Genomic DNA, 18,610 nt, shown 5'->3' on the forward strand with positions numbered 1-18,610 from the left:
AGACAATATTCATCAGGTAATGACGAGCTAATTTATGGCTCGCCTGCTATGAAGATCAGTGATTATAAAAAGTATAGCTATTTAACGTTGTTTCCTCTAATGGTTTAAGCGCAGAGTTAAGTTGTACTAACTGCTGATAAACTTCAGGATAAAATGTTTTTAATCGGGCAACGCGAGAAAAGTGGTTTGGTTCAAATTTTTCAACAAGCTGCAAAGCTAAAGGAACCATTGGGCTTAACTCACCTTGGGTGTAGCTTTGTTCTAGCGCTAAGTCTAGTATATCTACGCCAAGTTTACTGGGAACAGTCGGTATTTTGTTATCAATTAGAAATTGGACTGCTTCGACAGAAGACGACGCAGCTTGTGTATAAACGTCGCGTCCATGTATATCGGTAATCGAAAAATCAAAACCAAGTTGTGCAAGTTCTTGCCATTGACTAAGCGGAATCCAGCTTAGTCTAACCAACTCTGTTGGAGGGATAGGTAGCGTTCGACTATTCCAAATAGGCACTAAGTCATATGGATTCTTAAGTAACCTAATAAATAGCACGTTTGTCTCTGTTTGATTTAGTGGAGTTGTCTGGCTGTATTCATGTGCTTTTTGAAATTCTTTTTTAGCTAAATATTCACGAAATACACTATCGCTTCTATCTGAAGAGGTACGGCGGGCAAGAGTGTTCCACCAATAATTAACTAAAACAGGGTCTATATTTTGTAATACGTCTTCAAAGTTACTGCCATATTCTTTTTCAATTTCGCGAACTTTTGCGTAAGCGTCTCTATCTTGTATGAGCTTTTGGGTTGCAAACAGCTTTTCTGTTAATTGATTACAATTGCTTGAGGCTGAATCTAGGTCTTCTTTTTTATGTTGTAGTTCTAGTAAAAATTGAGATATTTCAGAGTTATCTGGCTCAGTTACTCTAGGCAGCATAGAGTTTTCAATTATAGAGATTTGGCTAAAGTAGAGGTAACTTAAAGGGTTTGTTTGCTCACTAATAAAGGTACCTTGTTGATATTTAAATTTGTTTTCAAAAAGTAGAGTCTTATCTGATGAATTTTTATAATTAAACTCACCATGGGCTTTATATCCTTCGGCGATTAAGTAATCCAGCATATCAGTCTTACTTTTATCTAAATCCTCTAAAGTTAAGTTTCCGTTTTTAGGTAAATTAATTATGGCAATATCTAACGCTGTAAATAGGCCTACCTTATTGGTTGGTGAGACTCCTGCTTGTTTTAATGCTTTTACTAAGGGTAAATTAAATTGGCTAATAGCTAAATCGGCTAAGTTATATAAAACGGTAAAATTGTCATAAATAGGCATATCATTAAGTGAAGGTACTTGCTCCATTAGCGCAAAAATATACTCATTAGGTAGACCGTTATTTATAGCTACTGCGAGTTCATTTACCGTAAATTGATTTACTGCAATTACATGCTCAAATTCGTCAATTGAAAGTTTATTTGCATTGAGCATAAGTAGCGTGGCGGGAGAGATAACATTACTACCTTCAATACGAATAAACGACTGCAAATAAGTGGTAAACGTGTCGGAATTGTTTAATAGCGCATAGAGGGTTTCTTTTTTTACATTTTCATCAAGTGGAACGTTAAATGTTAAACCAGCAGGGCTTTGGGTAGCCGAACCTAACTGCTGCACTATCTCTTTTACTTTATCACTGGTGAAATTTTGAATAGCTTCAATGCCTTGCCAGTCAGCTAAAATAGCTATGCTTTCAATTATTTTATAGTCTTTTTTTTGTTTATCTTTAATCGCTTCTTTAAGTAGCGTTGTATATGACTGATAAGATGCCTCATACAAACCTGAATACATTAATAGGTCGGCGACAGAAGTACCTTTGTTGAGCTCATTTTTAAAAAATGAAGTAAGCGATTGATTTATTTCATTTATTTTTTGGGCTTTATCAGCCGATTTATTTTTACAAAGGCTAATCTCGTGTTTTAGTTTTACTACTTTCTGTTGTGGGGATGCTTGAACGATCTGCTTTTGTTGTTTTATTTTGGGCTGAACTATATTTGAGGCAGGTTTTAAATTTTGCTTTACTACTGATGAGCTGGATTGAGCTATAAATATATAAGTTGCCAATACAACCGTAGCAATGGTAATAAGCGCCAGGGGTCCTTTTTTCATAAACGTTAATCCTTTAGGTTCACTATTTCAATTATCCACATGGTACTATTTTAGATACTAATAGTGTAAGAGGCTTTAATAAAGTATTAATTTATTAAAGCCATTTTATAGGCTGCTAATTCAGTTTGCTTTTAATGCAATTTCATTTTAGGACGCACTACACGCAACACTTTTTCGCTTATCCATAATGCAAAGGTTTTTGCGCTGCCATGTATGGCACGTTGGTGCATACGGTATAAAGATATATACATAAAGCGGGCAATTTTACCTTCAATAAAAAAGGTATTGCTGGTGAGGTTACCCATTAAGTTACCCACGGTGCTGTAGCTCGATAAGTTAACCAACGAGCCATGGTCGCTGTATTTAAAGCCGCGTAATGGTTGCTGCTTTAATGTTGCGATTAGATTTTTTTCGACGCACAACGCCATTTGATGCGCCGATTGTGCGCGTGGTGGTACTTGCTTGCCGTCGGCTTGGGTAAATGCGCAGCAATCGCCTAATACAAAAATGCTTTCGTCTACGGTGCTTTGTAAAAACTCGTTTACTTGAATTTGATTGCTGCGAGTAAGCTCAAAAACACCTAAGTCTTTAATAAAATCAGGTGCTTTTACGCCTGCCGCCCACACCATTATATCGGCATCAATGTGTTCTTCATCTTTGGTGATAAAGCCTTGCGCGGTGCCTTCTTTTACTTGCGTTTGCTCGCGCACGTTTACGCCAAGCTTTAATAGCTCACGCTTGGCACTTACGGCAATACGCTCAGGTAATGCAGGTAAAATACGCGGGCCAGCTTCAATTAAATGAATGTGTAAACGCTTAGACGACATATTTGTTAAGCCATAAAGCTTTAATAGCTCAGACACATGATAAAGCTCAGCTGAGAGTTCAACACCTGTAGCACCGCCGCCTACAATGGCAATATTAAGTGATTGCTGTTGGTTGTCGTCTTGGTGAAGGCGCGTAAAGCTATCTAGTAATGAGTGCTGAAAGCGCTCTGCTTGTTGGCTTGAATCTAAAAAGTAGCAATGCTCTTTTATACCTGGGGTATTAAAGTCGTTACTTACGCTGCCAATGGCAATAACAAGGTGATCGTAACGAACTGTACGACCAGGTAAAATAGTGTGGCCTAACTCGTCGTTAAGTGGGGAGAGGGTAATTGTTTTATTGCTTTGGTCTATATTGCAAAAAGTACCAAGTTGAAAACGATAATGATGTTTTGCGGCATGGGCTGAATACACAACGCCATCTAAATCAGGGTCAATAGAGCCTGTCGCTACTTCGTGCAGTAACGGTTTCCATATGTGGGTACGGTTTTTGTCTATTAACAGTATATCTGCTTGTTTTTTTTCCCCTAGCTTATGCCCCAGTTGGGTTGCAAGTTCTAATCCGCCAGCACCACCGCCAATAACGACGATTTTAGGTATTGTAATACTCATAACGTTGCCCTTAAAAATAATATACCCAAGTGATCTGTATTTTTTATTAGTTTTTTAAGGTGACTTGGGTATGGCAAAAAGTTATTTTTGGCAAACGTGACTATTTATTTTTACGCTATTAGTCTGCGCCTAAATAAAGGATATGTCAGCAAAAAATGCTGAATAAAGGCATATAAGTTATACTCACTTTTTTATCGTTTAGCTGTGCAGTTAAATTGCTGTTAAAACACCAAAAGGACATTTATGACCACGCCACTAATTCAATCACTTGAGCAGCACTTTGGTTTTAGCCAATTTAGAACAGGGCAACAACAAACTATAGAGCAGCTTTTAAATGGTCAATCGTCGTTGGCTATATTTCCGACCGGCTCGGGTAAATCGTTGTGCTATCAATTAACTGCGTTGCATTTACCAAATTTAACCTTAGTGGTTTCGCCTTTACTTGCATTGATGAAAGATCAAATTAGCTTTTTAAATAGCAAAGGTATTTACGCGGCAAGCCTTGATTCGAGCCAAGATCAAATGCAAAGCAGCACCGTAATGAATGATGTGCGAAATGGTAAAATTAAAGTATTAATGGTGTCGGTTGAGCGCTTTAAAAACGAGCGTTTTAGAGAGTTTATAAGCCAAGTGGCGCTTTCGATGTTAGTGGTAGACGAAGCGCACTGTATATCAGAATGGGGCCATAACTTTAGACCCGACTACCTTAAACTACCGCGTTACCGCGAAGAGCTTAATATTCCTTTAGTGTTGTTACTTACGGCAACGGCCACTAAAAAAGTAAAACGCGATATGGCAGAGCGCTTTGCTATATCGCCTGAGTGCATTGTGCAAACGGGCTTTTACCGCGCTAATTTAGATTTAAGTGTACTGAGCGTTAAAACCGCCGATAAAAACACCGAGCTTACCAACATTGTGCGTGCGCAAAGTGGCCCAGGCATTGTGTATGTAACGCTACAGCAAAGCGCTGAGCAAGTTGCTAATGTGCTAAGTGCGCAAGGTATTCATGCGGTTGCTTACCATGCAGGGCTTGAAGATACGCTACGCTGGCAAATTCAAGATGACTTTATGGGCGGTAAAATTAACGTTGTTGTGGCAACTATAGCCTTTGGTATGGGCGTTGATAAATCTGATATTCGCTTTGTTATACATTACGACTTACCAAAATCGATAGAAAACTACAGCCAAGAAATTGGCCGAGCAGGGCGCGATGGCAATCCATCAAATTGTTACACGCTTGCTAACCTAGACGGCCTAAATACGGTTGAAAACTTTGTATATGGCGACACGCCAGAGCTTAGCGGTATTGAATATGTAATTAACGATATTCGCCAAAGCCACCAGCAATGGGAAATGCAAGAATACAGCTTATCAAGCGAAAGTAATATTAGGCAACTGGCCCTTAAAACCTTGTTAGTACAGCTTGAAATGCAAGGCGCTATAACGCCGCAATATGCTTACTACGCCGATTTTAAATATAAATTTTTGGTTGATAAGAACGAGCTACTAGGTCATTTTGATGAGCAACGCCAAGCATTTTTAACACAAATATTTAGCCATACCGATTTTAAAAAAATATGGGGCACGCTAAATTTTGACTCCCTTACGCAAGCTGCGCAGGTTGATCGAAAACGTGTAGTGGCTGCTCTTGATTACCTAGCCGAAAAAAACCTAATAACGCTCGAAACCAAACGTATTACCCAAGTATACAAAGTACATGCAGAGGTTATAAATAACCCTGAACTTGCCCAGCAACTTCACGCCTACTTTACCGATAAAGAACAAGCCGAAATTAAACGTATTGCTGCACTGGTACGCTTTTTTGAGCTACAAAGTTGCTTAAGCTATAACTTAGCGCGCTATTTTGACGATCAAAATGCACCTGAGCAATGTGGGCATTGTAGTGTATGTAGAGGCCATGCGGTTAAGCTTGAATACTCTATAGAGCCTGCATATATTGACGAGCAACTTATTTATCAAAAGGTCGATGAGTTTTTAGCGCATATGGCAGGCAAAGGTAACCATAATGTGGGTATTGAAACCCAATGCCGCTTTTTAGCGGGGATGAGTGTGCCATTATTTGCACGTAATAAAGTGCGCCAGCTGAGTGGCTTTGCACTATGCGAGCAGATGCGTTACAGCGATATTAAAGCAAAACTACTAGCGCGTTAAATTAGTTACTGTATCCTAGTGGCTTATTCAAAAAAGTAAGCCACTATGCCTCATATTGTTATTCCCGTTGAAAATATTTCTACTACCCCAGAGCCAGTTACCTGTGCTAACTGCCAAGCCTGTTGTTGTCAATTAGAAGTGCGCATAGTAACCGACACCGGCGTGCCTTTTAACTATATAGAATACGATAAATGGGGCAGCGAAGTAATGAAACGCGCTGACGACGGCTGGTGTCAAGCACTCGACCGCAATACGCTTATGTGCTCTATTTACGAAAACCGCCCATTAGTATGTCGCGAGTTTGAAATGGCGTCGGGTGAGTGCATTACCGAGCGTGATTTAGCGGGTATATAGTCCGCTATTATTAAAGTATATAAACAACAAAGGGGCTTAAAAGCCCCTTTGTTTATTACTTACTATAAAAAATTAAACTTTAAAGTAGCTAATATACTTTTTAAGTGTGTTTGAAAGGTCAGCTAATGCAACGGCTTCTTGTGCGTTACTGTTAAGCGACATGCTGGTTTCTTTGGACATACTGGCAATTTCTTCAACGCCGGTACTAATTTGCGCCACGGTGGCGACTTGGTTTGATGTTGATTCAACAATTTCAAGCACGTTACTTAATGAGTCGTTAGCTTGTTGCTGTATTTGATGCAGTAACTCGTTTGCCTCATGGGTAAGCGTTAGGCCATTTTCTACTTGTGGTACTGTGGTTTCCATAGCTGTTACCGACGCTTGCGTGTTTTCTTGTACTTGCAAAATCATCTTTTCGATATCGCCAGTTGCATCACCAGTACGCTGGGCAAGTTGTCTTACCTCGTCAGCAACAACAGCAAACCCTCGGCCTGTTTCGCCTGCTCTTGCAGCTTCTATTGCCGCATTTAGTGCAAGCAAGTTTGTTTGATCAGAAATACTGCGGATCACACTTAAAATATCGCCAATGTGTTTTACATGTTCTTGCAGCACGTTTACTTGGGTAACTGTGGCTTTTACGGTTACTGAAATTTGCTCAATTTCGGCCGCTACTTTTTGCACTGCAATACTACCTTGCTGCGATAATTGCGCGGTTATTTTTGAGTTATCTTCTGTTTGCCTAACTGAGTCGGCTACAGCATGGATACTACGGCTCATTTCTTCTAGGCTGCTTACTGCCGAGTTTGTATAAGTTACTTGTGCGTCAGCGGCACTAAGTGCTTGCTGCGAGCCAGACGCTACGCTTGCAGAGTGCGTAGAAAGCTCTTCAGATGAGTTAATAATGCTATCTACAATGGTTTTTAATTTAGATTGCATCACCCCTACAGAAGCCATCATGCTATTTGGGCAACACGACTGTACATCACCTCTTAAGTCGCCTTGCGCAATAAGGGCAATTACTTCAGCGGCTTCTTGTGGTTCGCCACCTACTGAATTTCTGATCAGTTGGCTAATAACATACGCAACGCTTATGCCTATTAAAAAGGCAAATGCGGTGAGCGAAATCATCCAAATTTTAAACGAGCTGGCAATATCTAGAGTATCGATAGTGGTGGTTTGATTTGCTTGCTCTTGTAGGTTTATAAATTGGTTTATAACATTTAGCCACTGGGTAAACGCAGGGCGCGCATCGGTTAATAAAATACGTTCAGCTTCGTTTAGGTTTCCTGCATTTTTAGCGTTTATAACACCTTGAATAAAAGGCTGAGTGCGCTGCTCTATTTGATTTATTTTATTAATTAAAGCGCGTTCTTCACTATTCATATTACCCATTAGCTCGGCCATAGACCGGCTTGACGTTTGGTAAAATGCGTTTAGCTCTTTTATGCTCTTTAACACGGAGCTTAAACTGCTTTGATCGGTAATTAGCACTACATCGCGCACGGCTATTGCTCTGTCGTGTACGCTGCCTCTAAAGTTAATTGCGTAACGTTGCTTTACCGAATTTACGTCGGTCATGTGGGTAATGTTATTATTAATGAGGCTAACGCGCGAAATGCCAATAATGGTTAAAATAAGCATCATTGATAAAATTACGCCAAAGCCGGTCGTTAAACGCATGTTTATGGTCATGGTTGATCCCAAGTGTGAGTCAATACGCGCAAGAGCAGCTTGTATTATTAGTGATTATTCTAAAACAATAGCAGCATTATGCCTTATTAATTAAAGTTTTATTAGCAATAAGGGATTGTTTGTTAATTTAGTTTACAAGCGTAACTTTAATGGGGAGTGTTTTTCAGGCATTAAAAAAGGGGCTAAATGCCCCTTAGTGTTATATAAAAATATTATATAAAAGTTTAGTCGTACTTTGCTTCTAGCTCATTAGCTGTATGAAACTTCTCATGACTTTGTAATTGCTCGTCGTATTTAACGAGGTTTTTAAAGTGCGCTAATTGACCTGAGTTTTTAACTATTTCAACAATAAACGACATCATAAAGTCAGCGCCCGTTAGGGTATCGCCCACTAAATAACGTTTACCTTCAAGACGGTCGTTAAAGTAGCTAATTACTTTAGCTGTTTCAGCGTCGGCATAGCCTTCTAGAAACTGTGTTTTAGCGCCATCTTTTAGTACAAACATTTTAAGTAAAAGCGGTAAAATTGCTGAGCTTTCTGCAAAGTGCAGCCATTGCTGGTAGTCAACATATTCAGCGGTATTTACTTTTGGAGCAAATTTACCGTTACCGTATTTAGTAATAAGGTAGTCGGTAATAGCGCCTGACTCAGCAATAATTAAACCGCCGTCTTCAATCACTGGTGACTTACCAAGTTGATGAATATGCTTTAGTTCGTCAGGGGCTAGGAAGGTGTCTTTGTTGCGCTGATAAGCGACAATTTCGTAGTCAACATTTAGCTCTTCTAAAAGCCAAATTACGCGTTTAGAACGTGATTTATTTAAATGGTGTAGTTTGATCATGTCAGTCCTTTTTTGGCTTGTAAGGACTTGGCCTTACAAGCCGTTTAAAATTAAAGTGGGTTATTAATTTTAACCACAGTTTTACCAAAGTTTTTACCGCATATCATATCGTTGAACGCGCCTACTGTATTTTCGATGCCTTCTACCATGTGCTCACGGTATTGAATTTTTCCGTCTTGTAGCCATTTTTGCATGTCTTGTGCAAACTCGTCATAACGGTCGCCGTAATCATCAAAAATGATAAAGCCTTGCATTTTAATACGCTTAGTAAGCAATTGACCCATTAGCATACCTAAACGGTCTGGGCCTTCTGGCAAGCTAGTTGCGTTATATTGCGATACTAAACCACACAATGGTACGCGCGCTGCGGTATTTAATAGTGGTAATACGGCGTCGAATACTTTACCGCCCACATTTTCGTAGTAAACATCAATGCCTTTATCGCAGGCTTTTTCTAACTGCTCTGCAAAGTCATCAGCTTTGTGATCAATACAGGCATCAAACCCTAGTTTTTCAACTGCGTGTGCACATTTTTCGCTACCACCAGCAACACCCACTACTTTACAGCCTTTAATTTTAGCTATTTGACCAACCGTTGCACCTACTGGGCCTGTTGCTGCTGCAAGAACTACGGTTTCGCCTTCTTTAGGCTGGCCAATATCAAGTAAACCCATGTAAGCCGTAAAGCCAGGCATACCCATAATACCTAATGCGTATGAAGGGTTTGCAGGCTCTTTACCTAATTGCATTAAGCCTTCGCCATCGGTAATGGCGTAGTCTTGCCAACCTGTGTAGGCAAGGACCCACTCGCCTTCGCTAAATTTATCGTTTTTAGACTCTTCTACTTGGCACACTGTTGCGCCAACCATTACATCGCCAATATTAACTGGGTCAGCGTACGATTTAGCATCGCTCATACGACCACGCATATACGGGTCTAGCGATAGGTAAATAGTGCGTAGTAAAACTTCGCCGTCTTTTAGAGCAGGAAGCTCTACCGTTTTTAATTTAAAGTTTTCATCTGTTGGAGCGCCATTAGGGCGTGATTCAAGAGTAAGTTGGCGACTAGTCGTAGACATAAAAGATCTCCTATTAATATAAATAAACTACTTACCGAATGTTTACGCTTTAAAAATCGTGTTCAGCTAAACAATAATGCGCGGCTAAGCAGTATGGATATGTACAATGCGTACCTTAATAAAGGAGTTTTGGGCGGGTGGTTGATAATTCAACCTTTGCGTAAATTTAATTAGAATAATTACTCTGCTTTGAGCTTATTAAATATATGATTGTTGTAAAACATCCCGTTTTTATAAATGGCCTGTTTAAGCACAGCCTCTTGCTCAAAGCCACTTTTAATAAGTGCTTTCATAGAGCCGGTATTACCAGCAAACACAGCGCCAAAAATTCTGTTTAAGTGTGAGTTTGCAAACGCTTCTTCGCATATAAGTTCAATAGCGCGAGTAATGATCCCTTGCCCCCAATAGGCTTTATTTAGCCAATAACCAATTTCGCCACTGTGGCTGTATTCAAATTCGCCGGGAGTTACACCAATACAACCCGCAAATTGCCCATTTACCTCAATGGCTTTAACCGTTGCATCAATTACGCCGTTTTTTGAGCCTTGGTTTATCCACCAATCAGCATCGGCTTGCGTATACGGAAACGGAATTTTTGACGATAAATAACGCGTTACCTGTTCATCATTTAAGGTATTAATAATAAAAGGCGCGTCTTGGGCTTTAAACTCTCTGAGGGTGATCATATTTTTTCATAAATTTTTAGTATGCACACTAACTTAACAATCATTTGAGAGTTAAACAATCAGAACCCAAATTAAACGGTTTACGGCTATTACTTTGTTTTAAAGTCCTCTAATATAAGCAAAATATTACACCTATTTTAGATGCCACTATGCACCCTCACATTAAAGCGCTTTATAACAGCGCCCAAAAACCAAGCCGTTTAATTATTGGTTTAATGAGCGGTACCTCGTTGGATGGGCTTGATGTTGCACTGTGTAAAGTAACGGGCGCGGGCTTAAATACACACATTGAGGTTTTAAATTTTACCACTGTTGATTACAACGACGATTATAAAACTAAAATAAAGCAGGTATTTGCTAAGCGAGAATGTGATTTAGAGCTTGTAACTTTACTGCACCCGTGGGTAGGTAAACTCCATGGCAATATGGTTAATCAGTGCTTAGCTAAGTGGAATATAAACCCAGCAAGTATTGATGTAATAGCAAGTCACGGGCAAACCATTTATCACTGCCCGCAGTCGCAGCATAACCACAAAAGCTTTACTAATGGCACCTTACAAATTGGCGATAGCGACCAAATAGCCGTTACTACGGGTATTACTACCATTGGTGACTTTAGGCAAAAACACATAGCCGCAGGAGGCGAGGGTGCACCACTTGCTGTGTATGGCGATTATTTGTATTTTTCGAGCGCTGCTGAGAGTCGGATTTTGCTAAATATGGGCGGCATTGCTAACTTAACGTTTTTACCCAAAAATGGTGATGCAAACGGCGTATTTAGCTCCGACATTGGCCCAGGTAATACCATTATGGATGCCTACGTACAGCAACATTTTACTGGGCTACATTATGACGATGGCGCAAAAATAGCAAAAGCAGGCAAGGTAAATACACCATTATTAAATGCATTATGTAATAACGCATTTTTTAAACTCCCAATGCCTAAAACCACAGGGCCTGAGGTATTTAACTTAGCGTATTTAAACGCCGCGCAGCAGCTTACAAATACTCACCATTTAAGCCATGAAGATGTAATGGCCACCTTAAATACCTTTACTGCAACCGTTATAGCAAATGCATTAAACGAGTGTGCGGAGCGCGAACAAAATTGTGTGGTGTATGCAAGTGGTGGCGGTATTCATAACCCGTTACTAATGGCGCAACTTACAGTGCTTTGCCCACGTATTAAGGCTTTTAAAAATACCGACGATTTAGGCATAAATCCCGACGCAAAAGAGGCCGTACTATTTGCCATTTTAGCCAACGAATGCCTAGCCGGAGAGCAGCAACACCTAAGTAATACTGCACAAGGTATTGCGGGAGTTACTATGGGTAAAGTGAGTTTTGCAGATTAATAACTTGTCGCATCGCGTAATTTAAGTGCAGTCAGCACTAAAACAGCGATAAAAACGTAGAACCCATACTCGCAAAGTAGCTACGAACGCCCTGTGACTTGGTATGTTCAGTTTTTATTTGCTCAGGAATATAGCCTTGCTCAAATGCTTTAATGTACACATCGAGTTGCTGGCTTTCTTTTAAGGTCGTGTTTTTTCCGTGCAGCATCATTTGCACTACAAAACACTGGCTTTGTGTAATGTTATTTAAAGTTAGGTTTACAGTACCAGATTCAAGGTCTGCATTGCTCAGCGTTTTTTCAGTAAAATACTGCGCCCCACGCGCACTGGGCTGCGTTGCACTTAGTGAAATAACATCGCTCTCATTTGCGCCATCAGGCAACACACACTGCAGCGTAATGTTATGCGCAGCATTGGCTTTTAGCGATAGCTTTTCATATTCCATAGCGTGGCTCATCGCCGCAGACATAGAATCATCAAATGATTGCAGTGCAAATGTTAGTTGCACTAAGGGTGTACTCATCTTACTTAGTCTTCTTGAGTCTATTCATTTATCGGATAGAGATTATCGCGGATCAAAGTTACAGATTTATGACTAATTGCATTAATTAGTATAATTATTGAGTAGTTTGATCAAAGAGGATCTTTGTTGAAGTTTTATAATGCTAGAAGGTGATTCCAGGTGATATTTCTAAAGATACGTTCTTAAATGCGTTAAGTAATTTAGATATTCATTTATACCAGAATTTCATTGATGGCTTGAGTGTATTAAAAATTATAAATTCAATAACAATTAGTGAGCCTATTGCGCATTCATTATATTTTAAAGTTTTTAATACGACAAAAAAGCAGATACCTAATTAGCATCTGCTTTTTAATTTTTAACGAAGAATATTTAGTTAAGCTTGAGGTTTAATTAAGTACTTTTCGCCTGTTGCTTGTTTAGAATAAGCCGCGATTGATTGTAAATGTAACACCTCAGCTAATGACACTTCGTGCGTGTAGTTGCTCGCAAATGTAGTGGTAATTTCATCAGCAACGCGTTTGCGCATTTTCATTACTGTATCTGTGCCTAATTTACCTAAAGCATTAAATAACAAGAACCCGTTTACAGCCCAAGCAAAGCCAAAGTTACGGTTTAATGTAATAGGGCCGCGGTCTAGCGCGCCATAAATGTACACTTGTTTAAATGTATCAGAGCCATAAATTGTGTGCTCTTTCATATCGCGCGCAGCTGCAACTTCCATACAGTTAAGTATGTCACTTGTTAGTTGGCCGCCACCAATAGGGTCAAACGCTATAGTTGCACCGGTTTCGATTATTGCAGCTGTTAGGTCAGCAAGAAAAGTGTCGCTGCTTGAGTTAACAATATATTTTGCACCCATATCGCGCAGTAATTTTTCTTGTTCTGGTTTGCGAACAATATTAATTAAATCAACGCCATCGGCAATACAAATACGGTTTAGCATTTGGCCAAGGTTAGAGGCCGCTGCGGCGTGGATAATAGCTTTATGGCCTTCAGCGCGCATGGTTTCTACCATTGCTAGTGCGGTAAGTGGGTTAACAAAAGATGATGCACCTTCTTTTGCGGTAGTCCCTTCTTTTAACTCTAGGCAACTTTGTACATTGGCACATATAAATTGACGATACGTACCGCCGCCAATTACTGCAACGGTTTTACCCATTAATGCTTGTGCGGCTGGTGATGAGCCTGCTGCTACTACGGTGCCCGCGCCTTCATTACCTACTGGTGTTGCTTTACCTACACGGGTTTTAAGTGATGGCATAAATTGCGCTGGAACATCTGCAGTAATTACTGGGTCTTCATCAGTACCCGATTGCTTTGCAGTAGACATATCAGCTGCGCTGAATAAAACGCCTAAGTCTGATGGGTTCAATGGTGCAGCTTCAATGCGAATAACTACTTCATCGGCACTTGGCTTTGGCATCTCGATGTTTTTTAAGACAAGTGTTAGTTTATTGTCTTCGCTGATAGTTGAAGTCAGTTGGATATTTTTATCTGTCATAGGTGTCTCCTGCAAAGAATTAAATTTGTTAAGCCAATCACATTATTGTATTGGCGATCTGTATTAGTAATTAAAAATTAGAATAGATACTTTTATAGCTACGCGTTATTTAGCTTTGCTGCTTGAATTTGCGCTTTCACTTTTTGCATAAATTCAGCCATATTCGCTTGGCGATCGGCCTCTATACTTTGGGTAATAGCTAATTGGCTCATTGATTCGTTCCACTCTTTCATGCCGGGTACTTGTTCAAGTACATCCCAATCAAGCTGGCTTGAGCCAAAGGCGCTAACTATGGTGTTTACGTAATAAACGTAAATGTCTGCCATGGTAAATTGCTCGCCTGCAATCCAAGGCGAAAACTTACACACGCTACTCAAAGCGGTTACGCCACGCGTTAATACTTGGCGTACTTCGGCTTTAGTTGTTTCAGGTACTTCAGCGCCTGAAAATACATAAGGGATGAACCGTCTGCTTGGCAGTTCAAAATAAAGCTCTGCCATTTTCATAATTTGACGTACAACTGCGCGCTCACCTGCATCTTTAGGATATAGCGGGGTTTGCGGGTACGACTCTTCTATAAAGTCGCAAATAACACTCGACTCTGAAATATTAAGGCCATTAGCTGTTGTGATTGCAGGCACTTTGCCTGCAGGGCTGATTGCTAATAACTCTTCACTACCGCCGTAAACAAGGTGTTCTTTAAATGGCAGTTGTTTGTGTAAAAGTACATGTTTAACTAGGTTGTAATAGTTGCTAGCAGCAAAACCGTGCAAAGTAATCATAAGTCAGCTTTCCATCATTAAGTGAAGGTGTTTAATTGCCAAAAATGCAATTTAAGTCCCTGTCTTTAGGTTGAGTACATTATTACTTGTTTTAATTTGCTTATATATAGGGGAAAATGCGAATCACTTTTGTCTTTAAGACAATAAAGCATTTTATTTAATGGAGAGGCGACTTGGATCAACTAAAAGCCATACGGTATTTTATTAAAGTGGTTGAAACGGGCAGTTTTACCAAAGCCGCAAAAGCATTTGATGTGCCGCCCTCGTCGTTGTCGCGGCGGGTTGCTGATTTAGAAAAAAGCCTAGGGGCGACGCTTTTAAAGCGTTCGACCCGCATAGTTAAATTGACCGAAGTTGGGCAAATTTACTATAACGATGTTCAGCAAATATTAAATCAGCTAGAGCAAAGCCACGAAACTGTACGCAGTTATCAAACAACACCAATGGGGCGATTATGTATAAGCTCAATGGTGAGTTTTGGTGACAAAATATTACTGCCACTGCTAGATGAATTTAGCGCGCTATACCCTGAAATTATATTAGATGTTAGCTTAAATGATGAGCTGTCGACACTTGGGCGTGACGATGTTGATATTGCGATTCGTGGTGGTTACGCGCCAAATGAGCGCGTGCTAGCAATAAAACTAATGGATAATGGCTTTATTCCTGTCGCGTCACCCTGCTATTTACAAAAATACGGTGTGCCAAATAACGCCATGGAATTAAAGCACCATAATGGGCTTTATTTTAAAACGCCAGCGGGGCCAACGCCGTGGTTATGTAAAGTAGATGAGCAATGGCACGACGTTTCTGGGCCTGCGGTCGCTATTTCAAATAACGGTTCGTGGCTGGCTAAAAAAGCGTGTAATGGTGAGGGCATTTTAATGTCTACTCGGTGGGCGCTCGACTCATACCTTGAGTCTGGCCAGTTGCAAGAGCTTAAGTTTGAGCATGAATTAGCGATAAGCCAAAATGCGACTATGGCGGTTTATTTGTTGTATCAAAAACAGCGTTATTTAGTACCAAAGGTGAAAGCGGCGGTCGACTTTTTAGTAAAAAGAATAAAAGAAACAGATGAAGGTAGTAAGCGAATAAAATAGGCCTTAAGAGTTAGGCCTATTGTTTGTATAAATAATAGGTAAAAAATATCACCTTAAGCTAAAGCTTTTAGCTAAGCGCCCGATACATTACTTAATAGGGTTTAGCGATTAAGGATAATCATGGTTAATAATGCACTTGGCAGCCAGTCTAATTTAAGCACTTTACTTGCCCAATCAGTTAATAACGCTAACCAAACCTCTGTGAGTCCTTCGCTGCTAACCGGTAGCGACCTTCAAGCTATTAATGATTTACAAACTAACGCCCCCAAAATATCCGATGAATTATTAAGCCAGCTAAATAACGAAACTATTGACGAAGCACTAGCTAGCAATCAAAAAGTAGGGGATATTTTACAACAGCAACTTACCTCGCTATTTACTATTTCAAGTACGCCTAGCACGCTTAACTATAAACTCTCCGATGAAGAACTCGCCCTGCGCACCGTAATAAGCTCTCAGCATGAGGGGTTATTAAAAAACGAAAACAGTACCCAATTAATTGAGCGATTAAATACGTCGGTTAAAAATATTCAGGGTGCTTATGCTAATACCAGCGATATTTTATCGAGTTTAGGTCAGCTTGGGCATGAGCAAAAAACGTTTTTAGCCTCAAGTCAGCAACGTGTTGAGCGCTCACTTAATCCCTACATGGAAAGCCTCAATCGCGCAAAATACGAGGATGACGATAACTACCTGTTTGAGCTCTCGGTAAAAACTAAAGAAGGTGATGTTATAAACATTACCTTTAACTCATCGCAAGGGTACGATGAAAAGACAGGCGAAGCCGTTGATGGCTTTAGTTTAAGTTACGAAGTAAATGGCGATTTATCTGAGGCTGAGCATAAAGCACTTACGCAGGTGCTCAGTGGTGTTGGCGAAATGGCCGATGAATTTTTTAAAGTGAGTGAAAACTCATTTAATCCTCTTATAGTGCCAAACCAAACAGACATGAGTTTAGATTTTTTAGCAGGGTTTAATAGTGAGCAGCTAACAGGCTTTGATGTGTCGTTTTCAACAACGCAAAATAAAGATCTTGATTCGAAAGAGAACACGCTTGATTTAAGTTACTCCATTGATGAAGCATCAAACCAGCAAGCACTTGTGTTTAAAGCCGCAGGTGGGCAAAACGACATTGATTTTGCACTTGATATGTCAACCATTGGCGCTAAAGACACGCAGCAAATGCAGCAGTATTTAGCGTCGCTCGATCAAAGCTTAGAAGATAGCCGAGTAAACAGTACCAAAGACGATAAAGAGTCGGCATTTGGGCGAAAAGGCGACGAAGCAATGCTGCAGGGCTTTGCATTATTTAAAGGCGCTTTTGCGAGTATGTCGTCGGCGGCTGAGCGTTATAGCAATTTGGAGTCGCTTGCAGATCAGCACTTTAATGACGGGCGCGCTATGGTAGCCGATTTAGTTGATAACATGGTCGCAAACGATAGCCGTTATCAAGGGCTAGGTAATAAAGCGCCGAATACATTAGGAGCGGGGATTTCTAAGCTCGCTGATTTTGATGCTACATTTTCTTATGCGCTGGATAACGGCGACTATCAGCCTAAAAGTACCATTGAGCTAAGCCAAGCGACTGAGCAAGCCCAATTAGGGGAGCTTAGCGGTGTAACGCAAAGTAAAAATGTAAGCAGCCACTTTGATTATCAATACAGTCGCCCTGATTATTACGACAAAGAAGAGAGTTATAACGTAGGTACCGCAGTTAAAAATAAAGAACTTGTGGGGCTCGATCAGTCTCACGAGGTTGATGTTGATACAAAAATGTATGCGTTTAACCCGCAAACTAATCAATACGAGCTGCAAATGGCGATGCAAGAGCAAACCATTAGCAAAAGTGACATTCGCTTAATTGATGATATTTGGCTTGAAGAAAACGAAAACAGCTACAACATGAATAAAAAAGAGCGTGTTGAGAGCGACGAAAAACAAGATGAGTTTAAAAAAACAAGCAGCCATTCTCATAATAAACTAGTTACCTTGATTGGTGATTTAGACAAGCTAGCTGAGAATAAAGACGTAAGGCGAGAATATTTAACTAACTTATCGCAAGTAAACTTTTTTATGGATAAAAAGTAACGCCTGAGAATTATTCACTCCACGCTCAATATTGGGTATAGTCGTTTAATACCTAAATTAATACCTAAATTAATACCTAAATTAATACCTAAATTAATACCTAAATTAAGAGCATCCTTATGTTTAAACAATTAATTTTACTGTGCGCTTTAAGCATGCCGCTTGTAAGCTGCGCTGCTGATGCACCTTTTTCGGGCGGAATTACCACTGATGTACTGCTAAGCGACTACGACAAGTTTAACGAGCAATACAAAGCATTTACGCCAACAGCACAGGACATTGCATTAATGCAAAAGCTAGAAGGTAAAGAGCTAATTGTATTATTTGGCACATGGTGCCACGACAGTGAGCGCGAAGTGCCGCGTTTAATTAAGTTACTAGATGAATCAAAAGTACAACTTGCAAGCATTGAATATGTGGCCGTAGGTTACAACAAGCAAGACGATGCAGGTATTGCACAGGCTAACGACTTGCAATACACCCCTACGTTTATAGTAAAAGATAATGGTAAAGAGTTAGTACGCGTAATTGAAAAACCAACGGGTACATTGGCACAAGATTTAACTAAGGGTTTGTAAGGTCTATTCTTATGTTATGGCAATTCAATTAAAAGGATGTATAAAGCTTGGCATTCTTTGATTTGTTGCTAATTATAGCCTGTCATTTAACGTCAATTAGGTAAGCGTTATGTGAGCATCATCCCGCGATTTTATTTATAATTAATATGGATATTTATGAAGTGCAAAAAGTGTAAATCAGGAATTACCTCCCCAATAGTTAAAACGACAAATCTTAACGGTACTCCAATCGCGTCATCATCTTGCCCAGTGTGCGGTGAAAATTTA

At 40.0% G+C, this 18,610-nt stretch carries 15 protein-coding genes; 6 read left to right on the plus strand and 9 right to left on the minus strand.

The features are described 5' to 3' along the window. Positions 1-55: 55 nt before the first annotated feature. Together GQR39_RS14675 and GQR39_RS14680 are read right to left on the minus strand one after the other, a co-directional pair. Positions 56-2,152 (minus strand): cupric reductase, encoded by a 2,097-nt coding sequence (locus tag GQR39_RS14675; protein ID WP_165735982.1) that lies wholly within the window; start codon positions 2,150-2,152, stop codon positions 56-58. A gap of 131 nt (positions 2,153-2,283) precedes the next feature. Continuing rightward, a complete protein-coding gene (locus GQR39_RS14680; RefSeq protein WP_165735983.1) occupies positions 2,284-3,588 on the minus strand; it encodes an NAD(P)/FAD-dependent oxidoreductase in 1,305 nt (434 codons plus the stop codon). A 243-nt stretch (positions 3,589-3,831) separates the two neighbouring features. Here GQR39_RS14680 and GQR39_RS14685 point away from each other — a divergent pair, with 243 nt between their 5' ends. Both GQR39_RS14685 and GQR39_RS14690 read left to right on the plus strand, forming a co-directional pair. Beyond that, on the plus strand, positions 3,832-5,760 hold the full coding sequence (locus GQR39_RS14685; protein WP_165735984.1) for a RecQ family ATP-dependent DNA helicase: 1,929 nt from the start codon (positions 3,832-3,834) through the stop codon (positions 5,758-5,760). Between the two features lie 45 nt (positions 5,761-5,805). Continuing rightward, on the plus strand, positions 5,806-6,114 hold the full coding sequence (locus GQR39_RS14690) for a YkgJ family cysteine cluster protein (protein ID WP_010554993.1): 309 nt from the start codon (positions 5,806-5,808) through the stop codon (positions 6,112-6,114). A gap of 72 nt (positions 6,115-6,186) precedes the next feature. Here GQR39_RS14690 and GQR39_RS14695 read toward each other — a convergent pair whose 3' ends face one another. The 4 genes from GQR39_RS14695 to GQR39_RS14710 form a co-directional block, all read right to left on the minus strand. Beyond that, positions 6,187-7,806: a methyl-accepting chemotaxis protein gene (locus GQR39_RS14695; protein WP_165735985.1), complete on the minus strand. Its 1,620-nt coding sequence runs from the start codon at positions 7,804-7,806 to the stop codon at positions 6,187-6,189. A gap of 224 nt (positions 7,807-8,030) precedes the next feature. After that, positions 8,031-8,648, minus strand: coding sequence for a glutathione S-transferase (locus GQR39_RS14700; protein ID WP_165735986.1), 618 nt, complete (start codon positions 8,646-8,648; stop codon positions 8,031-8,033). 50 nt (positions 8,649-8,698) lie between these two features. Then, the gene (locus tag GQR39_RS14705) at positions 8,699-9,727 is read right to left on the minus strand and encodes an NADP-dependent oxidoreductase (RefSeq protein ID WP_165735987.1); all 1,029 of its coding nucleotides are present in this window, start codon (positions 9,725-9,727) and stop codon (positions 8,699-8,701) included. A 179-nt stretch (positions 9,728-9,906) separates the two neighbouring features. Then, the gene (locus GQR39_RS14710) at positions 9,907-10,413 is read right to left on the minus strand and encodes a GNAT family protein (protein WP_165735988.1); all 507 of its coding nucleotides are present in this window, start codon (positions 10,411-10,413) and stop codon (positions 9,907-9,909) included. Positions 10,414-10,562: 149 nt separating this feature from the next. Here GQR39_RS14710 and GQR39_RS14715 point away from each other — a divergent pair, with 149 nt between their 5' ends. Next, positions 10,563-11,768 carry an anhydro-N-acetylmuramic acid kinase gene (locus GQR39_RS14715; RefSeq protein ID WP_165735989.1) on the plus strand — a complete coding sequence of 402 codons (1,206 nt, stop codon included), beginning with the start codon at positions 10,563-10,565 and terminating at the stop codon, positions 11,766-11,768. A 37-nt stretch (positions 11,769-11,805) separates the two neighbouring features. Here the strand turns inward: GQR39_RS14715 and GQR39_RS14720 are convergent, their stop codons facing one another. The 3 genes from GQR39_RS14720 to GQR39_RS14730 form a co-directional block, all read right to left on the minus strand. After that, positions 11,806-12,291 (minus strand): hypothetical protein, encoded by a 486-nt coding sequence (locus GQR39_RS14720; protein WP_165735990.1) that lies wholly within the window; start codon positions 12,289-12,291, stop codon positions 11,806-11,808. A gap of 376 nt (positions 12,292-12,667) precedes the next feature. Continuing rightward, the gene (locus GQR39_RS14725) at positions 12,668-13,795 is read right to left on the minus strand and encodes a zinc-binding dehydrogenase (protein ID WP_165735991.1); all 1,128 of its coding nucleotides are present in this window, start codon (positions 13,793-13,795) and stop codon (positions 12,668-12,670) included. 98 nt (positions 13,796-13,893) lie between these two features. Further along, complete coding sequence (locus tag GQR39_RS14730) at positions 13,894-14,577, minus strand: glutathione S-transferase family protein (protein WP_165735992.1); 684 nt, start codon at positions 14,575-14,577, stop codon at positions 13,894-13,896. 173 nt (positions 14,578-14,750) lie between these two features. Between GQR39_RS14730 and GQR39_RS14735 the strand changes: the two genes are divergently transcribed. The 3 genes from GQR39_RS14735 (at position 14,751) to GQR39_RS14745 (ending at position 18,343) form a co-directional block, all read left to right on the plus strand. Then, a complete protein-coding gene (locus GQR39_RS14735) occupies positions 14,751-15,677 on the plus strand; it encodes a LysR family transcriptional regulator (protein ID WP_165735993.1) in 927 nt (308 codons plus the stop codon). A 120-nt stretch (positions 15,678-15,797) separates the two neighbouring features. Beyond that, complete coding sequence (locus GQR39_RS14740) at positions 15,798-17,765, plus strand: hypothetical protein (RefSeq protein WP_165735994.1); 1,968 nt, start codon at positions 15,798-15,800, stop codon at positions 17,763-17,765. Positions 17,766-17,884: 119 nt separating this feature from the next. Beyond that, positions 17,885-18,343 carry a thioredoxin family protein gene (locus GQR39_RS14745; protein ID WP_165735995.1) on the plus strand — a complete coding sequence of 153 codons (459 nt, stop codon included), beginning with the start codon at positions 17,885-17,887 and terminating at the stop codon, positions 18,341-18,343. Positions 18,344-18,610 lie beyond the last annotated feature (267 nt).

The organism is Pseudoalteromonas sp. C8 (assembly GCF_011378685.1).
Classification (GTDB): Bacteria; Pseudomonadota; Gammaproteobacteria; order Enterobacterales; family Alteromonadaceae; genus Pseudoalteromonas; species Pseudoalteromonas arctica.